Below are 17,165 nucleotides of genomic sequence, written 5' to 3'. Positions count from 1 at the left end.
CACTAACCGGTCACGGCTTTTATCCCCACATCTGTTTTTGGCAACGCCGCAAGTTCCTTGAGCGCGAGAGGCTTGATAGGCGGCCGAAGCCTGTAGTAGCCGACCTCGGCCGGGGAAATCACGCGTTCCCCGGCGATGATCTCCGTCACCGTCAGTCCGCAGAGACGGCCCTGGCAAGGTCCCATCCCGCAGCGCAGGAACGCCTTCATCTGATTGGGACCGGGTACCCCGAGGGAAGCGGCCTCCCGTATGCTGCCGGCCGTGACCTCTTCGCACCGGCAGACGATCGTGTCAGGCTTTTCCGGCACGCGGAAAGCCGCGCTTGGCTTGTAAAGCCTGTCGATGAAGGCGCGGCCGCGAAGCGCCCCTTGAAGCCTTGCGCGAACCGCGGCCGCACGGTCGTCCCGCTCCATAGCTGCGAGCCTGCCCAAGCGCCAGACGGCTGCCAGCCCGGCAATTTCACCCTGCAATGCGGAGGCAACCGCACCAACGATCCTGCCGGCATCTCCAGCAATGGAAATACCGGGCATCGATGTTTCGCACCATTCGTCAATGTCCGGCTCAAACGTCGCCCTGCTGTCATCCCACGCATAGTCGCAGCCTGCCGCGAGTGATAGATTGAGATTGGGCACGACGCCCTGGTGCAACAGCAGAAGGTCCGCCGGAAAACGCTCCGTCCCTCCGGAATGGGTGACGGTCACCTCTTCCAGACGGCCGTTTCCTTCCGCCGCGAGCCGCTTGACGTTGCGAATGACGCGGCTGTATCGATGAACCGCTGCGAGCAGTTTCAGGCCTTTCGCCCCATAGGCCGATCGCGCGAAATCGAACGCATGGGCAAGGGCCTGTCTGTGATTGTCCTTCGGCGTTGTATCGATCACCACCTTGATGGCCGAACCGGCATCGATCAACTGGGATGCGAGGAGATAGAGAAGTGGGCCGGTCCCGGCGATGATGGTGCGTCCATTCGGGACGAGCGCTGCGGTTTTCAGCGCGATCTGGGCCGCGCCGATCGTCATGACCCCGGGTAGCGTCCAACCGGGAATTGGAAACGGGCGCTCCAGCGCACCGGTCGCCAGGATCACCCGACGTGCGGTGATCAATCGCGCCGCGCCCGCGAGCGACAGGCCCAGTTCAAGGCCGGATTGTCTTTGCTCCCCGGTTTCATGAGGGGCAATGCTCCACACGGTGGTTCGCGGCGCATAGGACGAGGGTGAACTCAGGAATCGGGCGGCTATCGCCGCACCAGCCGCATAGTCAGCACCGAGGCGCGCTTTCGCGGCCGCACTTGCTTCGCTGATGCCGCGATAAATCTGGCCACCCGGGGTCGCATTCTCATCGCAAAGCAGTATCTTTAAGCCGAATGCGGATGCTGTGGTCGCAGCGCTGAGCCCGGCCGGTCCCGCTCCGACGATCACGAGATCGTAGACCTCCTCGAGGTCTGAAACGCCCGTCACATATTCTACGGTCATCTGCCTGTCCTTTCCGGATGTGACGCTTTTCCGCGCTGCGTTTCGACCCGCATGTCTTCCTCCACCGCTACCAGGCAGGCTTGCCGGTTGCTTCTGCCATTGACCGTCACGAGGCATTCGAAGCAAACGCCCATCATGCAATAGGGTCCGCGTTCCGCTCCCGAAACGGGTGTCGTCCGGAGGTATGTGACGCCGGCGGCGAGAAGGGCTGCGGCAAGACTATCGCCGCGCATCGCAGTGAAAGGCTTGTCATCGAAGGTGAGGGTGACAATTTCACCGTGGTGATCAGGCAGTCGCCGAAACATCGAAGCGCTCCGAGGAAAAGAGGGAGAGGGCGGATGGCAAGACGCCACGTGCAATATGATCGGCGACGGTGAAGGCATGGCCGGCGGCAAGGGTTACTCCGGAATGACACGACACGGCAAAAGCCCCCGGACAGAGGCGTGACTGTTCGTAGATCGGGAAACCATCGGGGGTGATGACCCGGAAGGCAGCCCATATGCGCACCACGTTAAGTTCACCGAGGATCGGGAACATGCGTGTGGCGCGATCCGCCAATACGGTGGTTACCTCGGCGCGGGGCCGCAAGTGATCCATCGTCGCTTCCTTGCTCTCGCCGATGATCACCCCGCCCTCATCCGTTTGCCGGATGGTCGCAACCGGATGGTGCAGAAAAGGCATGACTTTCTCCGTCACGATGATTTGTCCGCGGTTCGGAACAAGCGGGACGTTGAGGCCGACCATGGGCGCCAATCGGCTGTTGCCAAGCCCTGCTGCAAGAACGACACGTCCTGCGGTCATGGAACCCCAAGCCCCCCCAACCGTGAATGCGCCGTTCCGGTGGGTGATCCGATCAACGATATGATTGGACAGATACGCAGCGCCGTAGTTGCGAAGGCCAGTGTGGAGGGAGCGATACAGGCGCAGAGGATTTACATGGCCGTCGAGCTCGCAATAGGTGGATCCCGCCACATCGCGCCCGATTGCGGGCAGATGGGCCTTTGTCTGCCGATGATCCAGTATCTCGTAGGGATAGCGCTCGATGCCGGATTGGTTCAGCAGCGTCTCCATATTATCGATGCGGCGCTGCAATTCAGCTTCCGACAAATGCAGGGAAAACCCTCCCGGTCTGGTAAAGCCGGGATCGATCCCCGTTTCTCGCTTCAATTCGTCGGAAAGCAGTGGCCACGACAAGGCGGACGCTTGCGTCCAGTTTGAATATTCTGATTTGCCCACGCCCTTGCCATGAACCCAGACGTGGCCGAAATTCGCCCTTGCGGCGCGGAATGCGACATCACCCTCATCAAGGACTGCGACCCGCAATCTCGCCTTCGCCAAACCCCAGGCGATACTGGCACCGACAAGGCCGCCGCCGACAACTAAAACATCCGGCTCAATCATGTTCCAATCCAAGCTAGTCGCTTGAAAGGTGGCACCATGGAGACATAAGGTCAATTTTCATTCAGGCATGCATCTATGTCTAAATGTGATGCCAGCTCGACCGGAGGCACCACGTCATTCAGGAATGCCATTTACGGGCATGCGCCAAAAACTCGGCATGGAAGGCGCTGGCAAGGGCAGCGGCCGGTCGTTGTCGCGGACGGATCGAAACGAAGCCGGCCTCGATGCGGGGTGTGAACGGCTTGGCGATCAGGCCACGTTGGAGAAATTCCTCGGCAGCATATGGGCTGACGATGCTGATCCCGACGCCCTCGCTCACGAGTATGCAGGCGATTTGCGCGAGCGTTGCCTCCACGACAATCCGATAGGACACGTTTGTCAGGGCCGCATCGACCCAAGAGCGGAAAAGTGTATGCATTCCCATGCCGACGATAGCCTCTCCGGCAAGATCGGCCGCGCTTATTACCGGGCTGCCGGCAAGGCGGTGGTGCTCGGGCATGATAACGACGGCCGCAACATTTATCGTGTCGATGTCGAGACCTGGCTGGTCGAGCGGCCCGTCTGCATAGCCCAGATCCGCCTGGCCCGCCGTTACCGCTTCGATGACCAGATGTGACGGAAGACCTGCGAGGGAAACGTGAATGTTCGGCCTGTCGCTCATGAAGCGAGCCACGAAACGGGGTAGCGCGCCGCCCATCAATACAGGCATGGCGGTTATGCGCAATGTGCCGGCCAGATTCGCCTTTATGGCCTTGGCTAAATCCGAAATGCGCGAAAGACCGACAAACGAACGCTCGACTTCTTCGAACAAAGTGATGGCGTCTGGCGTAGGGACGGACTGATATCCCCGCCTTTCGAAAAGACGCAACGCCAATTGGGTTTCGAAATCCCGGATCAGACGGCTGACGGCCGGTTGAGTGATGCACAGCATCTCGGCTGCAGCGGTCATGCTGCCGGTCATCATGACGGCGCGAAATGCCTCCACCTGTCTTGGTTGTATGGCCATTTCTGTCTTTCCCGGGCCTCAGCTTCTTCGGATCGCACGCGAATGATGCAGGTATAACTTAACGCAACATCAATGCCTGCTAAATGGCGCCTTAATGATGGAGCGGGTAGAGTTTATCGATGCTTAAATTTCCGTAGCACCATCATTGCCGACAACATTAATTTTTTCCCCAAAATGAGCGTTTGGAGGAAGAGCCTGAAACATCGACAATCAGGGCATTGCGATTTGGGCAGGCGGTAGACGCTTTGAAGCTAACACATAATTAAAAAAGGGAACGGAACAATGAAAATAGGGAACAAATATCTCCGTGCGCTGACCGTCGCTCTTTGTGGAGCGGCGATATCGAGTGGAGTTGCTGCCGAGAACGTCGGTCCCAAAACTATCCGAGTGGTCGATTACTGGAACGTCCGGACGGATTGGCTCATGTCCTCCGATGATTCTAATCTTGGAACACGTGCGGGATGTTATGAGGGGCTAACCATCACCGACTACGAAAATAAGTTGCAGCCTTGGCTCGCGACGTCCTGGACGCAAACGACCCCGGCGTCCTGGGATTTTACGCTCCGGGCGAACGTGAAATTTCAAGACGGCCAGCCGCTCAATGCCGCTAAAGTCGCCAACGCTCTCAATAATCTTTTGAAAGCATCCGTTCCGGCCCGCGCGTTTTCGCCCAAGCAGATCAAATCGGTCGAAGCGGTGACTGATAACGTCGTTCGTATTACCACCAACGAACCGTCCTTCCTGCTGCCGCTGCAAATGGCCAGCGCTGCGACCTCCATCCTTTCACCATCTGGATATAAAGACGGCAAGATAAATCCCATGGGCACCTGCACTGGTCCCTTCATCATTACCGAGGTCGACCCGTTGCAGGGAATGGTCGTCAAGCGCAATGACAATTACTGGGGCGGCAAGCCCAAGCTTGATGGCGCGGAAATCAAATTCATACCCGATGCGAATAGCCGCGTTCTACAGATCAGGACCGGTGAAGCCGATCTTATCCGTCTGGTTCCGCCGCTTGTGGTCGGAAAGTTGAAGAACACGCCCGGCGTCAAGATCGAGGCTTTGAATGCACCGCGCATAACCATGATGCTGATGAACAACAAGAGGGCTCCGTTTGATAACGTCAAAGTCCGCCAAGCAATCCAGGCGGCAATCGATACAGCGGGCATCGCAGACACTATCTACGAAGGCGCGGTGAAACCTGCAATCGGTCCGTTTGCAGCGACCGATCCGTGGGCGTTACGGGAAACCAGCCTTCCCTACGATGTGGAAAAGGCTAAAGCACTTCTCGCCGAGGCTGGTGTCAAGCCTGGAACGGTCAAGCTCGAACTCATCGCCTACACCAGCCGCACCGAGTTCAAGGATGTTGCGGCAATTATCCAAGAACAGCTTGGCGCCATTGGAATTGAGATAAAAATAAAAGCCGCCGAATATAACGCCGTCGAGCGCGACGTGCTTTCCGGCAATTACGATATGATGCTCTTGTCGCGTGGCTACCTTGTCGATGCGGCGGAGCCTGCGGGCTATCTGAATGCAGATTATAGCTGTGAAGGCAGCTACAATATGTCTCACTATTGCTCGCCTGAAACGGAGGTCAAGCTGAAAGAAATCTACAAGCTTAACGACCCGGCAGCGCGTACCGCTCTTTATCGTGAGGTCGCACAAACAATTCAGGCCCAGGCTGTTACCGTATTCCTCGTTAACGAGACGGCTTATGACGCGTATAATTCAAAGGTTAAAAACTACAAAACGCACCCGCTGAACTATTTTACGCTTACTTCTACCCTGTCGGTCGACTGATCCGGCTTATGAAGTCAGCCCGCCGCTTTCTTGATGCGGGGGCCAATCGGGTGTTGGAACCGCACGGCCTTGCGCCGGCGGTTCTGATGCTTGACGCTCCTCCACCATTCCGGACCAAGAGAGCGATTGGTGCTCGAACTGCATTGCGCATGGACATCAATGCTACAGGGAATTCATCCGGGGATTAATGCCGGAGCGGAATGATTCTCGTGCTGAGTTCGCCACGGCACAGGTTGAAACTGCTGCTTCAATATCTGCAGGAAACAGACCGTGCGTGCAACGCGCCCACTACGGGCATCCAGCAGTGCCACGACGTCCGCATCCGGCAGTTGCCAGTCCGGCAATAACGCCACAAGACGCCCCCTCCGCAAATCCTCCGCAACGTCCCATTCCGAACGTATGATGATGCCAAGTCCCGCGAGCGCCCATTGCTTGATAACCTCGCCATCATTGCTGCTCATCGCCGGCTGGATTCGCAAGGTCAATGGCGGCTTTTTCTGATGGCTGAACCGCCACAATGTTACATCGGCGTGGTCTTCCCGAATAACGGCGCAGGCGTGCTGGTTCAAGGTTTCTGGCCGATCGGGCACACCATGTCGCTCAAGATACGACGGCGCGGCGCAGAGGATACGGCGGTTGGGCGCAAGCCGATGGACGATAAGGCTGGAGTCCGTCAGCGGCCCAACATGGATCAATACGTTCCAGGCATCGCTGCGCAGGCTGACGGGATCCTCAAACAGTGACAAAGTGAGTTTGACCTCAGGGTGCTGCTCCCGCAACTGCGCCATCGCAGGCGCAATGTAAAGCCTGCCAAAACCAAAGGGCGCGGCCACCTGCAAATGCCCCGTCACGACCTGGCGACGCTCCAGCAGCTGTTCGGTCATCTCCTCCATATTGGTGAGGATTTCGACGCCGCGTTGCGCCAACAACTGGCCCTCTTCGGTCAGGTGCAGTCGACGGCTGGTACGCTCCAGGAGCCGTACACCCAGCCGTTGCTCCAATTGCTGTAACCGCTGCGTCACCGCCGATGGCGTCACGTCGAGCGCCCGCGCCGCCGCTGCCAATGATGGGGCGGTGCTGACGATGCGAAAAAATTCGAGGTCCTGAGATGTGATCATGAAGGTCGATCTTAATACAACATGAAAGGCTGTTAAATAGCATCTGAAGGTCAGGTTGGCTACAATCGGTGCTTCATTCGCAGGATCACAAAGCCATGACTGATGACTTCCATGTTCCCTCTCTCCGAACTCGGCGCGCAGTTTGATTTTGCATCGACCCCAGACTGATTTGGAGCGGTAGGATAATGAGCCCCACAATTCACAGAATTCAAAGCGATCAACGGCTTCCGGAAAGAGTTGATGTCGTCGTGATTGGCGGCGGCATTGTCGGAAGCGCGGCTGCCTATTTTCTGTCCAAACGCAAATACAAGGTCGCACTGGTCGAAAAAGGCTGGATCGGAGGCGAACAATCCGGCCGCAACTGGGGCTGGTGCCGGCAGCAAAACCGCGACGCTCGCGAACTGCCGCTTGCCATGAAGGGCATGCAACTCTGGGATCGTCTCGGCGAAGAGATCGGCGAGGATCTGGGCTTTCGTCGTAACGGATTGGTCTATGCGTCCACCCGCCCGGCCGACGTGGAGCAATGGGACAGGTGGCGTGAGGTGGCGCGCCGGTTCGACTTCGAAACCCACATGCTCACCGCCGCGCAAGCACGAGAAATGACCCCCGGCAGCACCAGGAACTGGATTGGCGGCGTGTATTCTCCGACCGACGGCAAGGCGGAGCCTGCCCGCGCCGCGCCCGTACTGGCGCAGGGCGCCCGGCAGAATGGTGCTGTTATTCATCAGGATTGTGCCGCACGCGGCCTCGATATCAGCGGCGGCCGGGTGTCGGGCGTTATCACCGAGAAAGGCCTGATCCGTGCTGATATGGTTCTGTGTTCAGGAGGCGCCTGGGCTTCCATGTTCTGCCGGCGGCATGGAATAGATTTACCGCAGGCAGGCGTTCGCCAGACGACGCTGCGGACGAAGCCAACCGCCGACATCGTCAAGGGCGGTTTTTACAACCCTGAAGTCACACTGACCCGCCGTCTGGATGGCAGCTACACGATGGCCCTTAGTGGACGCGGGACTGTCGAGATCACACCGCAGGGCCTTCGCTACGCGATCCAGTTCCTTCCCATGTTCCAAAAACACATGAAGGCTCTGCGTATTCGTATGGGCCGCTCATTCTTTGAGGGACCGGAAGCGCTTACGCGCTGGAATTTCGATTCCATCTCTCCATTCGAACGCATCCGTGTGCTGGATCCCGCTCCCAATGCAAAAATGGTTCAAGCGACCGTTGCGCAAGCGAAAGCGATTTATCCGGCACTCAAGAATGTGGAAGTCGCGGAGGCTTGGGGTGCCTGGATCGATACGATGCCTGATGCCATGCCGGTGATTTCTCAAGTGCCGTCCCTGCCGGGGTTTTTCGTGGCAGCCGGTCTCAGTGGGCACGGCTTTGGCCTGGGGCCAGCGGCCGGCCACCTGGCGGCTGACATCATCACCGGCGATGTGCCGATCTCCGATCCCCGCCCCTATCGCTACTCCCGCTTCTTCGACGGGTCCAGCCTCGGCGCTCCCGGCGGAATATGAGTTGTCGCCTTCAGACAATTCGGTTTGACGTGGTATCCGGCCTCATTGGCCTGTCGGATGAACTCGAGATCCTGATCTCACGTCACGCGAACGATCGCGATAGCATCCAAGGGTCGATCAACACGACTGCAAGAGCGATCGTGCCGTGCGGAGAAAAGCCTGATATTGTTCCTCCGGAACAAACGAGCCGCCGGTCGCGCTACGGATTCGTAACACGCTGAAAAGGTTTTATTTTCGAGAATAATCCATCATTTTGAGACGCGCGTACAACCGGTCTGTGAAAGGGCTGGAAATGGCGACGAGGCTTGATCCAACTGGTGAAAGCATGACGTTCAGGACCGGGCAGCACCATGCCAGGGAGCGAATTCCGTCAGCTGCCGTGGGACCCGCCTGTGTCTTGCGATATTCGCCGGGGGGAGCCGCGTTCGCAGACATGCAAAAAGGAGAACGCGGCTTTCTCCAACCCGAAGATCACCTATCAGGCGGGTGTCGGCGGTTTCAAATGGACGTTCTGCAATTATCCGACAGATGAGAACCGCGCTCGTCGTGGCGAAATAGGCCGAACCTCAACCCGGCACGGGTTGGACGGCCAGCGTCACCCTTCAAATCTGAAGGGTGCAAATCCTTTTGTCTGTGTTGGGATCATCCACACGCCGCCCGAGAAAGGTGCCTGTTCGAGCCGCTCTGTCGACATGTTGTGGCGGTGCGAGGTGACGAAAAGAGTGCTGAAATCGGGTCCGCCGAAGCAGGGCATTGTCGGGTGCGGCACGGGCATCTTTATCGCGGCGGTTTGTTTACCGCCATCTTCGGCGAAGACATTCAACATGCCGGCAGAAACGCCCGCACTGTAATAGGTGCCGCTGCTGTCGAGGCAGCCGCCATCGGGCCGTCCGGTTTCTTCCGTCATCTGAGCTACCAGCACACCCTCGTCGAACAGGCCGTTTACCCTGTCGAAGTTGCGTCTGCGTATCCATTTCTGCACGGAATCGCTCTGCCACATGATACAACCGTCAGGGGAGAAAGCCAGACCGTTCGGGCATGTCAGCCCCGTCTGCATGCGCTTGGCGCTCGTTGCGGTGATCCGCCAGAGTTCGCCGTAAGGCTTCATGTCTGAGAGCGGAACATTGTGCATGGTTCCCACCCAGAAAGCGCCATCGGGGCCGACACGGCCATCATTAAGCCGGCAGGGAATGCCCTCCGGCGCCGGAATGGAGTGGAGGAGACGCGTCCTGCCGCTATCGGGATCGAGGATGACGATATCCATGCCACAGGCGACGACGAGATCGCCATTTTCACAAAGCCCGAGGCTCGACACCGTGTGAGGAAGCGGCCATTCGCGATATCGGCCGGGCTCAAGTGCTGCGGACCGCACCGTCTTGCCGAGGATATCGCACCAGAAAAGCACCTGCCGCCGCTCGTCCCAAACAGGGGATTCCGCCAGCGTGCTCATCGTGTCGCACAGAAGTTTTGCCTGCGACATGGCAAGGGCTTGTTCGGGATTTGCCGTATTCATGATGCTCAAACCGTTGAAATGATGCCGCAGCCTATTCGAAATAGTCCTGATGGTTCGCGAAGACCTGCGAGAGAATGCCGAGGACGCGCCTCAGGTGCTTGCGTAGTTCTTCGGCCGCGAGGGTCTCGTTCCCGGCCTTGACCGCGCCGTACACCGCCTCATGTTCGGAAAGCAGCCGCGCCATATGCGCCTCGTCGGTAATGGCGAGCGCACGCAAGCGGTCCAGTCCGGATTTTTCGCGGATCAGCAGGGTCTCCAGTCTTTCCAGTCCCGTCGCGGCCGCAAGCGCGCTGTGGAACTGGTCGTCATGCACCCGGAAGGCCTTCCGGTCTCCCCTGTGCATGGCCGCACGCTGGCCGCTCAGGGCGTGTTCGATCTCCTGTTCGGCTTCCGGCGTAATGCCGATCTGGCACAACCTGCCAACGGCAGCCACCTCCAGCGCCTCGCGGATGAACTGCGCACTGCGGATGTGCTTTTCCGATAATTTCGAAACATAGGTGCCGCGGCTTGGCAGGGTGACGATCAGGCCGTCATCTCTCAGCCGGCTGAGCGCCTCGCGCACCGGCGTCCGGCTGGAACTGAAGGATTGTCCGATCTCGTTTTCCGAGACCGCCTGGCCGGGAAAAAACTCCCGCGAAAGGATGGCGGATTTCAGCGCGGCATAGATCTGGTCAACCACCGGACGGTTGAGATCCAGTCGCTCCATCGTCGGCACGGTGCCGCCTGTCACGGGAATTTTCGGCATATACCCTCCAGCGTTTTCAAAACCGGTATACCGGAACACAAGTCTGTTGACAACCGGCATACCGGTATGCAATTGATCGCGCATTGGGAAGGAGGCTCCCGAAATGCAAAATATCAAGACCTGCGTCATCGTTGGTGCCGGAATGGTGGCGAAGACGCATGTGCTCGCCTGTGCGGCTAGTCCGGAAAAAATTCGTCTGAAGGGTATCGTCGATGGCGGTTCCGGCCGCGCCAAGGCGCTGGCTGCCGAAGCGTCGAAACACGCCGGATATGAAGTTGCGGTTTATTCTTCGATCGAAGACGCAGCGCGCGATGCGGATGTCGATTTCGCGATCATCGCGACGCCGCCAAATGCCCGCATCGATATCGTCGGACAGCTCGCGAAAGCCGGCAAACACATTCTGATGGAAAAGCCCGTCGCCCGTAACACTGAGGAAGCCGATGGTCTCGTCGCCCTCTGTCGCGACGCGGGCGTTACGCTCGGCATCATCTTCCAGCACCGCATGCGGGCGGCATCGCAAAAAGCCCGTGAACTCGTCGACGGTGGTACGCTCGGAGCGCTCGGTCTCTGCGAAATTTGCGTGCCATGGTGGCGTGCGCAATCCTATTATGACGAGCCCGGCCGCGGCACGCTGGCACGCGACGGTGGCGGTGTCCTGATCTCCCAGGCAATCCATACGATCGATCTGGCATTGAGCCTGACGGGCCCTGTCGCCCGCGTTCAGGCCATGGCGGCAACGACGCGTTTTCACCGTATGGAAACCGAAGATTATGTTTCCGCCGGCCTGCGCTTCAGGAATGGCGCCGTCGGTTCTCTGGTGGCGAGCACGGCAAGTTTTCCCGGTGCGGCGGAATCGATCCTGCTCCACTTCGACAATGCCAGCCTGCGGCTTGCCTCGGGCCTGTTGCATGTCGACTGGCGCGACGGCCGGCAGGAGACCTTCGGTGGCGCGGCCTCCGGTACGGGCGGCGGCGCCGACCCCATGGCTTTCACGCATGAATGGCATCAGGGCGTCTTCGAGGATTTCGCAGACGCCATCTCTTCAGGACGCTCGCCGGTCGTCACCGGTGAAGCGGCTCTTTTGTCTCACAGATTGATCGACGCGATCATCAACTCGGCCGATACCGGCAAGGAAGTGGAACTGCAGGATGACTAAAGCAATCAAGTTCGTCGCTCTTGGCATAGAGCACCGGCACATTTTCGGCATGGCCCAGAACCTGCTGGATGCTGGCGCGGAATTCGCCGGCTGGTGGACCGAAGGTGAACCGGATGTCGTGGAAGGCTTCGTCAAGCGCTTCCCGGATGTGCCGCGTGCAGCATCGAAAGAGGCGCTTCTGGCCGATGGCAGTATCGATCTCGTTGTGATCGCCGATATTCCGTCCAAGCGTGCCGATCTCGCGATTGCCGCCATGGAAGCCGGCAAGGATGTCATGTCCGACAAGCCCGGCTGCACCACCTTCGAACAGCTTGATCGCCTTCGCCAGACCGTGGCAAAGACCAAGCGCATCTGGACCGTCGATTTCTCCGAGCGGTTTGAAGTTCCAAGCGTGACCAAGGCGGCTGAACTCGTCGCGCAGGGCGCCATCGGCCGCGTCATCCAGACTGTCGGCCTCGGCCCGCATCGTCTGAACCGCCAGATCCGTCCGACATGGTTCTTCGAGCGCGAAGCTTACGGCGGCATCCTCACCGATATCGCCAGCCACCAGATCGATCAGTTCATGTTCTTTACGGGTTCGACCGAGGTCGAGATCGTGTCCGCCACGGTTGCCAATTATGCCAACCCTCACGATCCGGGCCTTCAGGATTTCGGCGAAGTTGTGCTGCGCGGCGACAAGGGCCACGGCTATATCCGCGTTGACTGGTATACGCCGGATGCGTTGCCGACCTGGGGTGACGGCCGCCTGACCATCCTCGGCACCGAAGGTTACATCGAACTGCGTAAATATGTCGATGTCGGCAATAGCGAAGGCACCGACCGCCTCGTTCTCGTGAATGGCGATCGCTGCGAATATATCGACGCTTCCGGTGCGGGCCTGCCGTATTTCGGTCTTGTGTGCGACGACATCCGTAACCGCACGGAAACGGCGATGACGCAGGAACACGTCTTCAAGGTCTGCGACCTGTCGCTGCAGGCACAGGCCAAGGCTGAGGGAGCTTTGAAATGATCGGTGTTGCCATCATTGGCGCCGGCATCGGCGCCCAGCATCTGAGCGGTTATCGGGCCCTGCCGAAGCGCTTCGTCGTCAAGGCGATCTGCGATCTCGATCTGGAGCGCGCCCGCTCCGTTGCCGGCGACGATACCTCCATCCGCCTGACCACCGCTCTCGACGAGGTTCTGGCCGATGAGAGCATCCAGCTCATCGACGTCTGCCTGCCGCCGCACCTGCATTTCCCCGTGACGCTGAAGGCGCATGCGGCGGGCAAGGACGTGGTTTGCGAAAAGCCGCTCGTCCGTTCGCTCGAGGAAGCAAATGCGCTGATCGAATCCGTCAAGAAGACCGGCCGTGGCGTGTTTCCGGTCTTCCAGTACCGTTTCGGACAGGCCATGCGGCAGTTGCGCGCGTTGATCGACGCCGGTCTTGCCGGCAAGGCCTTCGTCGCGAGCTCGGAAGTTCACTGGAACCGTGGCGCCAGCTATTACGACATTCCGTGGCGCGGTACGTGGAAGGGCGAGTGCGGCGGCGCAATCCTCGGCCACGCCATCCACGCCCATGATCTTCTCTGCCACATTCTCGGCCCGATCGATGAAGTGTTTGCCATGGCCGACACGCGCGTCAACACGATCGAAACCGAAGACTGCGCAGCCCTCAGCTTCCGCATGAAAAGCGGTGCCCTGGCGACGAGTTCTGTTACACTCGGCGCGGCCGAAGACACCTCGCGCCTGCGCTTCTGCTTTGAAGGTTTCACCGCCGAAAGCGGCACCTTGCCCTATCGCCCGGCTGAAGACACATGGCGCTTCATCGCGCGTGCACCGACGACGCAGGACCAGATCGACGCCGTTCTGGCAGGTGTGGCCGATGGCGAAAACGGCTTTGCCGGTTTTGTCGAAGCCATTGCCGACGCGATGGAAGGACGTGGCGGCAAGGAAGTGACTGTTAATGACGGCTTGCAGTCCATCGAACTCGTCACCGCCATCTATCGCTCGGTCCGGGAAGGAAAGCCGGTTCGCCTGTCCGACGCTGCCGAAGGCGAGTGGATCAAGGGGTGGGCCCCGCGCGCATCCGCCAACGCATAATCATCTAACGGGAGGAAACCAGATGACCAGAAAATACAGCATGGCATTGGCGCTCGCCCTGGGCGCGGCGTCCTTTGCAGGCGTAGCCCAGGCGGCCCAGGAAGTGCGCTTTACCTGCGCTTATGACGGAAACGGCTGCGAAATCCTCAAGGACATTCTCGCGCGTTACGAAAAGCAGCATCCGGACGTCAAGATCGTCACCGACGTCGTGCCCTACAAGGCACTGCTGGAAGGCCTGCCCGTTCAGCTCGCCGGCGGCAGCGGCCCGGATTTCGCGACGGTGACCGACCTTGGTGGTCTCAACCGCTATTATCTCGATCTCACGCCCTATGTGGACGCGAAATATTGGGAAGACAATTTCTCGAACGTGCTGAAATGGTACCGCAGCGGCCCTGACGACAAGGGCATCTACGGCATGCATACCCAGCTCACCATCACCGGTGCCTTTATCAATCGCACCCTGTTCGATCAGGCCAATGTGGCCGTACCCGGCAAGGATGCGACGCTGGACGATTGGGCGAAGGCCGCCAATGCCGTTGCCAAGGCGACCGGCACACCTTATCCGATGGCAATCGACCGCTCCGGCCACCGTATTGCCGGCCCGGCCATTTCCTACGGCGCGAAGATTTTCGACGCTGATGGCAAGCCCATCCTGGTCGATGAAGGCTTCACCACTTTCGTGAAGAAATTCGTCGAATGGAACAAGGACGGCACCATGGCGCGTGACGTCTGGGCCGGGCAGGGCGGCAATACCTATCGGGACGCCGCCCAGGAATTCATCAACGGCCAGCTGGTCTATTATTATTCCGGCAGCTGGCAGACCGCGCGTTTCGACAGCCAGGTGGGTGATGCGTTCGACTGGGAAGTCGTGCCGCAGCCTTGTGGTGGCGCCGCCTGCACCGGCATGCCTGGTGGTACCGGCATCGTCGGCTTCAAGCAGACCAAGAACCCGAAGATCGTTGCCGATATCCTGAACTTCATGGCGCAGGACGAGAATTATCTCGACTTCACGGTTCGCACCCGCAACGTTCCGGCCAACAAGTCCGTGGCTGACAAGGGCGTGACCTATACCGGTGCAACGCCTGCGACGCAGAAGGCCATGAATGCCTGGCTGGACCAGATCCCCAGCCTCAGCCCGATTGCCTATGCCTATCAGGGCTACAAGAACAACCGCGCCATGTTCAACATCTCCGTCCAGCGCATCACGCAGGCCATCGTCGGTGAAAGCACCGTTGATGAAGCCATGGCCCGCGCGAAGACGGACCTTGAGGAAGCGTTGAAACAGGCGAAGTGATCCATCGCCTTCCGGCGTGGCGCATGCCGCGCCGCGCCGGATCGAAGGAGGACCCTCATGTATAAATTTCTTGCGCCCGTCATGGGCATTGTCGAATTGCCCTTTGCCTTCCTGCAGAAGGTTCTTGGCCACCGGCGGATCGCCTGGGTGTTTCTGACACCCAACCTGATCCTGTTCGCGGTCTTCGCCTTTCTGCCGATCGCGCTGAACATGGCCTATTCCGTGACCGGCAGCGAACACATCTTGCTTTCGGAGCGCCCTTCCGTGGGCGGCGAAAACTTTTCGGTCCTTCTTTCCTGTCAGAATTACCTTGATCCCAATTCCTGTCAGCGCGATCTGTTCTGGCGCTCCGTCTGGAACACGCTGTTCTTCGTCGTGCTGCAGGTGGGTTTCATGGTCGGCTTTTCGCTGATCACGGCCGTCGTGCTCAACCGCGATATCCGGGCGCGGGGTTTCTTCCGTGCGGTGTTCTTCTTCCCGGTTTTGCTGTCGCCCGTCGTGGTCGCGCTGATCTGGAAGTGGATTCTCCAGCGTTTCGGCGTTCTCAATGCTGCGATGGAGGGGCTCGGCCTCGGTTCGGTGGACTGGCTGCTTGAAGCCAATCTTGCCTTCGGCTGGTCCGTCTTCCTGTCGGTATGGGCGCATATGGGCTTCTATACGCTCATTCTTCTCGCCGGCCTGCAGGCCATCCCGCGTGATGTCTACGAGGCGGCGCAGCTCGACAAGGCAAGCCCATGGCGCATCTTCCGGCGCATCACCCTGCCGCTGCTCGCACCCACCATGCTTGTCGTTCTCGTCCTGTCGCTCATCAAGGGCGTGCAGACTTTCGATGAAGTCTTTGCCTTCACGGGTGGCGGCCCGGGTTCGGCGACCACCTTCATTATTCAGTTCATCTATCAGACCGGCTTTGCCGGGACGCCCCGCAATTTCGGCCTTGCGGCTGCCGCTTCGCTGCTGCTCGCCGTGGTGCTCGTGGTGCTGACCGCCCTGCAATTCCGGGCAAACAGGAGCAAGGTCGATGGCTAGGATTGGCGCATTTCTGACCCGTACCCGCGGCCGCAACGGCAAGCTGCACTGGACCGACTGGCTGTCCTACGCCTATCTCGGCGTGGCCGTGCTGATGATGTTCGGTCCCGTCGTCTGGCTCGTGCTCTCTTCGTTCAAGACGGAAGCCGATCTCCAGCGCTTCCCGCCGCGCCTTTTGCCCTATAGCCAGGAAACCGTTGTTGTGGATGGGCAGGCGGCGCCGCTGCCGGCCTATGTCGACAAGGATGGCCGCAAGCTCGGCATGATCAGACGCATCGGCCTCGTGGCCCAGGTGGTCGATCCCGCCAAGCCGGCGGAAGTGCTGAAAATGCAGTTCAACGAGCTGAAGCCGGCCGAAAAGGTGGCGCTCGCGACGGAAAACTACACCGAGCTTTTCCAGCGTTTCAATTTCCCGCTTTATTTCTGGAATTCGACCTTCATCACGGTGACTTCCACCCTCATCATGCTGATCGTCAATTCCATGGCGGCCTTCGCGCTCTCGAAATACGAGTTCAAGGGCCGGGGTGTGGTGCTGGCGCTGGTCGTCGGCACATTGATGATCCCGCAGACCGTCGTGCTCGTGCCGCTGTTTCTCATCACCAGCCAGCTCGGTCTGATCAACAGTCTCTGGGGCGTCATCATTCCGGGTGCCGCAACACCGACCGGCGTCTTCCTGCTCCGGCAATATATGCTGACGATCCCGGATGAAATCCTCGATGCGGCGCGCATGGACAAGGCCAGCGAGTGGAAGATCTACTGGCGCATCATCCTGCCGCTCTCGGCCCCGGCGCTTGCTGTTCTGGCGATCCTGGCGATCATGTGGCGCTGGAACGACTTCCTCTGGCCGCTGATCGTGCTGACCCGCAACGACAACTTCACCCTGCAGCTGGCGCTCAATTCCTTCCAGGGGGAGATGACGACGGAATGGAGCAACCTTCTGGCCATGACGGTGCTGACGCTTGCACCCATCGCGCTGGTCTTCATGTTCCTGCAAAAATACATCGCCACCGGCATTGCATCGACTGGCGGCAAATAATCCTCAGG

15 protein-coding genes and 1 pseudogene are annotated in these 17,165 nt (G+C 59.3%); 9 read left to right on the top strand and 7 right to left on the bottom strand.

Translation table 11 applies throughout. The annotated features are described in order from the left end of the window. Positions 1-2 precede the first annotated feature (2 nt). From NYR50_RS18580 to NYR50_RS18565, 4 genes are all read right to left on the bottom strand, one after another. Positions 3-1,469 carry an FAD-dependent oxidoreductase gene (locus NYR50_RS18580; RefSeq protein ID WP_418137800.1) on the bottom strand — a complete coding sequence of 489 codons (1,467 nt, stop codon included), beginning with the start codon at positions 1,467-1,469 and terminating at the stop codon, positions 3-5. Then, entirely contained in the window at positions 1,466-1,774 is a 309-nt protein-coding gene (locus tag NYR50_RS18575) for a (2Fe-2S)-binding protein (protein ID WP_418137799.1), read from the bottom strand. Before NYR50_RS18575 ends, NYR50_RS18580 begins: the two co-directional genes overlap by 4 nt. Then, on the bottom strand, positions 1,755-2,870 hold the full coding sequence (locus NYR50_RS18570; protein WP_418137798.1) for an NAD(P)/FAD-dependent oxidoreductase: 1,116 nt from the start codon (positions 2,868-2,870) through the stop codon (positions 1,755-1,757). Before NYR50_RS18570 ends, NYR50_RS18575 begins: the two co-directional genes overlap by 20 nt. A gap of 118 nt (positions 2,871-2,988) precedes the next feature. Then, a complete protein-coding gene (locus tag NYR50_RS18565; protein WP_418137797.1) occupies positions 2,989-3,876 on the bottom strand; it encodes a LysR substrate-binding domain-containing protein in 888 nt (295 codons plus the stop codon). 282 nt (positions 3,877-4,158) lie between these two features. Here NYR50_RS18565 and NYR50_RS18560 point away from each other — a divergent pair, with 282 nt between their 5' ends. Next, positions 4,159-5,676, top strand: a complete 1,518-nt coding sequence (locus NYR50_RS18560) for an ABC transporter substrate-binding protein (protein ID WP_418137796.1) — start codon at positions 4,159-4,161, stop codon at positions 5,674-5,676. Positions 5,677-5,849: 173 nt separating this feature from the next. Here NYR50_RS18560 and NYR50_RS18555 read toward each other — a convergent pair whose 3' ends face one another. Continuing rightward, positions 5,850-6,794 (bottom strand): LysR substrate-binding domain-containing protein, encoded by a 945-nt coding sequence (locus tag NYR50_RS18555; protein ID WP_418137795.1) that lies wholly within the window; start codon positions 6,792-6,794, stop codon positions 5,850-5,852. Positions 6,795-6,979: 185 nt separating this feature from the next. Between NYR50_RS18555 and NYR50_RS18550 the strand changes: the two genes are divergently transcribed. Further along, on the top strand, positions 6,980-8,308 hold the full coding sequence (locus NYR50_RS18550) for an NAD(P)/FAD-dependent oxidoreductase (protein ID WP_174010911.1): 1,329 nt from the start codon (positions 6,980-6,982) through the stop codon (positions 8,306-8,308). A 38-nt stretch (positions 8,309-8,346) separates the two neighbouring features. Continuing rightward, positions 8,347-8,529 (top strand): annotated as a pseudogene (locus NYR50_RS18545) (hypothetical protein); the annotation flags it as partial. A gap of 374 nt (positions 8,530-8,903) precedes the next feature. Here NYR50_RS18545 and NYR50_RS18540 read toward each other — a convergent pair. Beyond that, positions 8,904-9,821: an SMP-30/gluconolactonase/LRE family protein gene (locus NYR50_RS18540; protein WP_418137794.1), complete on the bottom strand. Its 918-nt coding sequence runs from the start codon at positions 9,819-9,821 to the stop codon at positions 8,904-8,906. A 31-nt stretch (positions 9,822-9,852) separates the two neighbouring features. After that, positions 9,853-10,566, bottom strand: a complete 714-nt coding sequence (locus tag NYR50_RS18535) for a GntR family transcriptional regulator (protein WP_174010915.1) — start codon at positions 10,564-10,566, stop codon at positions 9,853-9,855. Between the two features lie 103 nt (positions 10,567-10,669). Here NYR50_RS18535 and NYR50_RS18530 point away from each other — a divergent pair, with 103 nt between their 5' ends. Genes NYR50_RS18530 through NYR50_RS18505 form a run of 6 tightly spaced genes read left to right on the top strand, consistent with a single transcriptional unit; the run spans position 10,670 to position 17,157 of the window. Further along, positions 10,670-11,722 (top strand): Gfo/Idh/MocA family protein, encoded by a 1,053-nt coding sequence (locus tag NYR50_RS18530; RefSeq protein WP_418137793.1) that lies wholly within the window; start codon positions 10,670-10,672, stop codon positions 11,720-11,722. Continuing rightward, positions 11,715-12,731, top strand: a complete 1,017-nt coding sequence (locus NYR50_RS18525) for a Gfo/Idh/MocA family protein (RefSeq protein ID WP_174010919.1) — start codon at positions 11,715-11,717, stop codon at positions 12,729-12,731. The genes NYR50_RS18530 and NYR50_RS18525 overlap by 8 nt, the downstream gene beginning before the upstream one ends. Further along, positions 12,728-13,801 carry a Gfo/Idh/MocA family protein gene (locus NYR50_RS18520; RefSeq protein WP_174010921.1) on the top strand — a complete coding sequence of 358 codons (1,074 nt, stop codon included), beginning with the start codon at positions 12,728-12,730 and terminating at the stop codon, positions 13,799-13,801. Before NYR50_RS18525 ends, NYR50_RS18520 begins: the two co-directional genes overlap by 4 nt. A gap of 22 nt (positions 13,802-13,823) precedes the next feature. Then, positions 13,824-15,095, top strand: coding sequence for an ABC transporter substrate-binding protein (locus NYR50_RS18515; protein WP_092734265.1), 1,272 nt, complete (start codon positions 13,824-13,826; stop codon positions 15,093-15,095). A gap of 57 nt (positions 15,096-15,152) precedes the next feature. Continuing rightward, positions 15,153-16,121, top strand: a complete 969-nt coding sequence (locus NYR50_RS18510; protein WP_006313660.1) for a carbohydrate ABC transporter permease — start codon at positions 15,153-15,155, stop codon at positions 16,119-16,121. Beyond that, positions 16,114-17,157 (top strand): carbohydrate ABC transporter permease, encoded by a 1,044-nt coding sequence (locus NYR50_RS18505; RefSeq protein WP_143242125.1) that lies wholly within the window; start codon positions 16,114-16,116, stop codon positions 17,155-17,157. Before NYR50_RS18510 ends, NYR50_RS18505 begins: the two co-directional genes overlap by 8 nt. Positions 17,158-17,165 lie beyond the last annotated feature (8 nt).

Origin of the sequence: Agrobacterium sp. El2ro-1b (assembly GCF_048298475.1) — a bacterium.
Lineage (GTDB): Bacteria > Pseudomonadota > Alphaproteobacteria > Rhizobiales > Rhizobiaceae > Agrobacterium > Agrobacterium fabrum.
This window is presented reverse-complemented; position numbering and strand designations above follow the sequence as displayed.

Excerpts from the sequence above, each read along its gene's own strand:
- NYR50_RS18580 (WP_418137800.1), bottom strand. The coding sequence starts at position 1,469 with ATGACCGTAGAATATGTGACGGGCGTTTCAGACCTCGAGGAGGTCTAC.
- NYR50_RS18575 (WP_418137799.1), bottom strand. The coding sequence starts at position 1,774 with ATGTTTCGGCGACTGCCTGATCACCACGGTGAAATTGTCACCCTCACC.
- NYR50_RS18570 (WP_418137798.1), bottom strand. The coding sequence starts at position 2,870 with ATGATTGAGCCGGATGTTTTAGTTGTCGGCGGCGGCCTTGTCGGTGCC.
- NYR50_RS18565 (WP_418137797.1), bottom strand. The coding sequence starts at position 3,876 with ATGGCCATACAACCAAGACAGGTGGAGGCATTTCGCGCCGTCATGATG.
- NYR50_RS18560 (WP_418137796.1), top strand. The coding sequence starts at position 4,159 with ATGAAAATAGGGAACAAATATCTCCGTGCGCTGACCGTCGCTCTTTGT.
- NYR50_RS18555 (WP_418137795.1), bottom strand. The coding sequence starts at position 6,794 with ATGATCACATCTCAGGACCTCGAATTTTTTCGCATCGTCAGCACCGCC.
- NYR50_RS18550 (WP_174010911.1), top strand. The coding sequence starts at position 6,980 with ATGAGCCCCACAATTCACAGAATTCAAAGCGATCAACGGCTTCCGGAA.
- NYR50_RS18540 (WP_418137794.1), bottom strand. The coding sequence starts at position 9,821 with ATGAATACGGCAAATCCCGAACAAGCCCTTGCCATGTCGCAGGCAAAA.
- NYR50_RS18535 (WP_174010915.1), bottom strand. The coding sequence starts at position 10,566 with ATGCCGAAAATTCCCGTGACAGGCGGCACCGTGCCGACGATGGAGCGA.
- NYR50_RS18530 (WP_418137793.1), top strand. The coding sequence starts at position 10,670 with ATGCAAAATATCAAGACCTGCGTCATCGTTGGTGCCGGAATGGTGGCG.
- NYR50_RS18525 (WP_174010919.1), top strand. The coding sequence starts at position 11,715 with ATGACTAAAGCAATCAAGTTCGTCGCTCTTGGCATAGAGCACCGGCAC.
- NYR50_RS18520 (WP_174010921.1), top strand. The coding sequence starts at position 12,728 with ATGATCGGTGTTGCCATCATTGGCGCCGGCATCGGCGCCCAGCATCTG.
- NYR50_RS18515 (WP_092734265.1), top strand. The coding sequence starts at position 13,824 with ATGACCAGAAAATACAGCATGGCATTGGCGCTCGCCCTGGGCGCGGCG.
- NYR50_RS18510 (WP_006313660.1), top strand. The coding sequence starts at position 15,153 with ATGTATAAATTTCTTGCGCCCGTCATGGGCATTGTCGAATTGCCCTTT.
- NYR50_RS18505 (WP_143242125.1), top strand. The coding sequence starts at position 16,114 with ATGGCTAGGATTGGCGCATTTCTGACCCGTACCCGCGGCCGCAACGGC.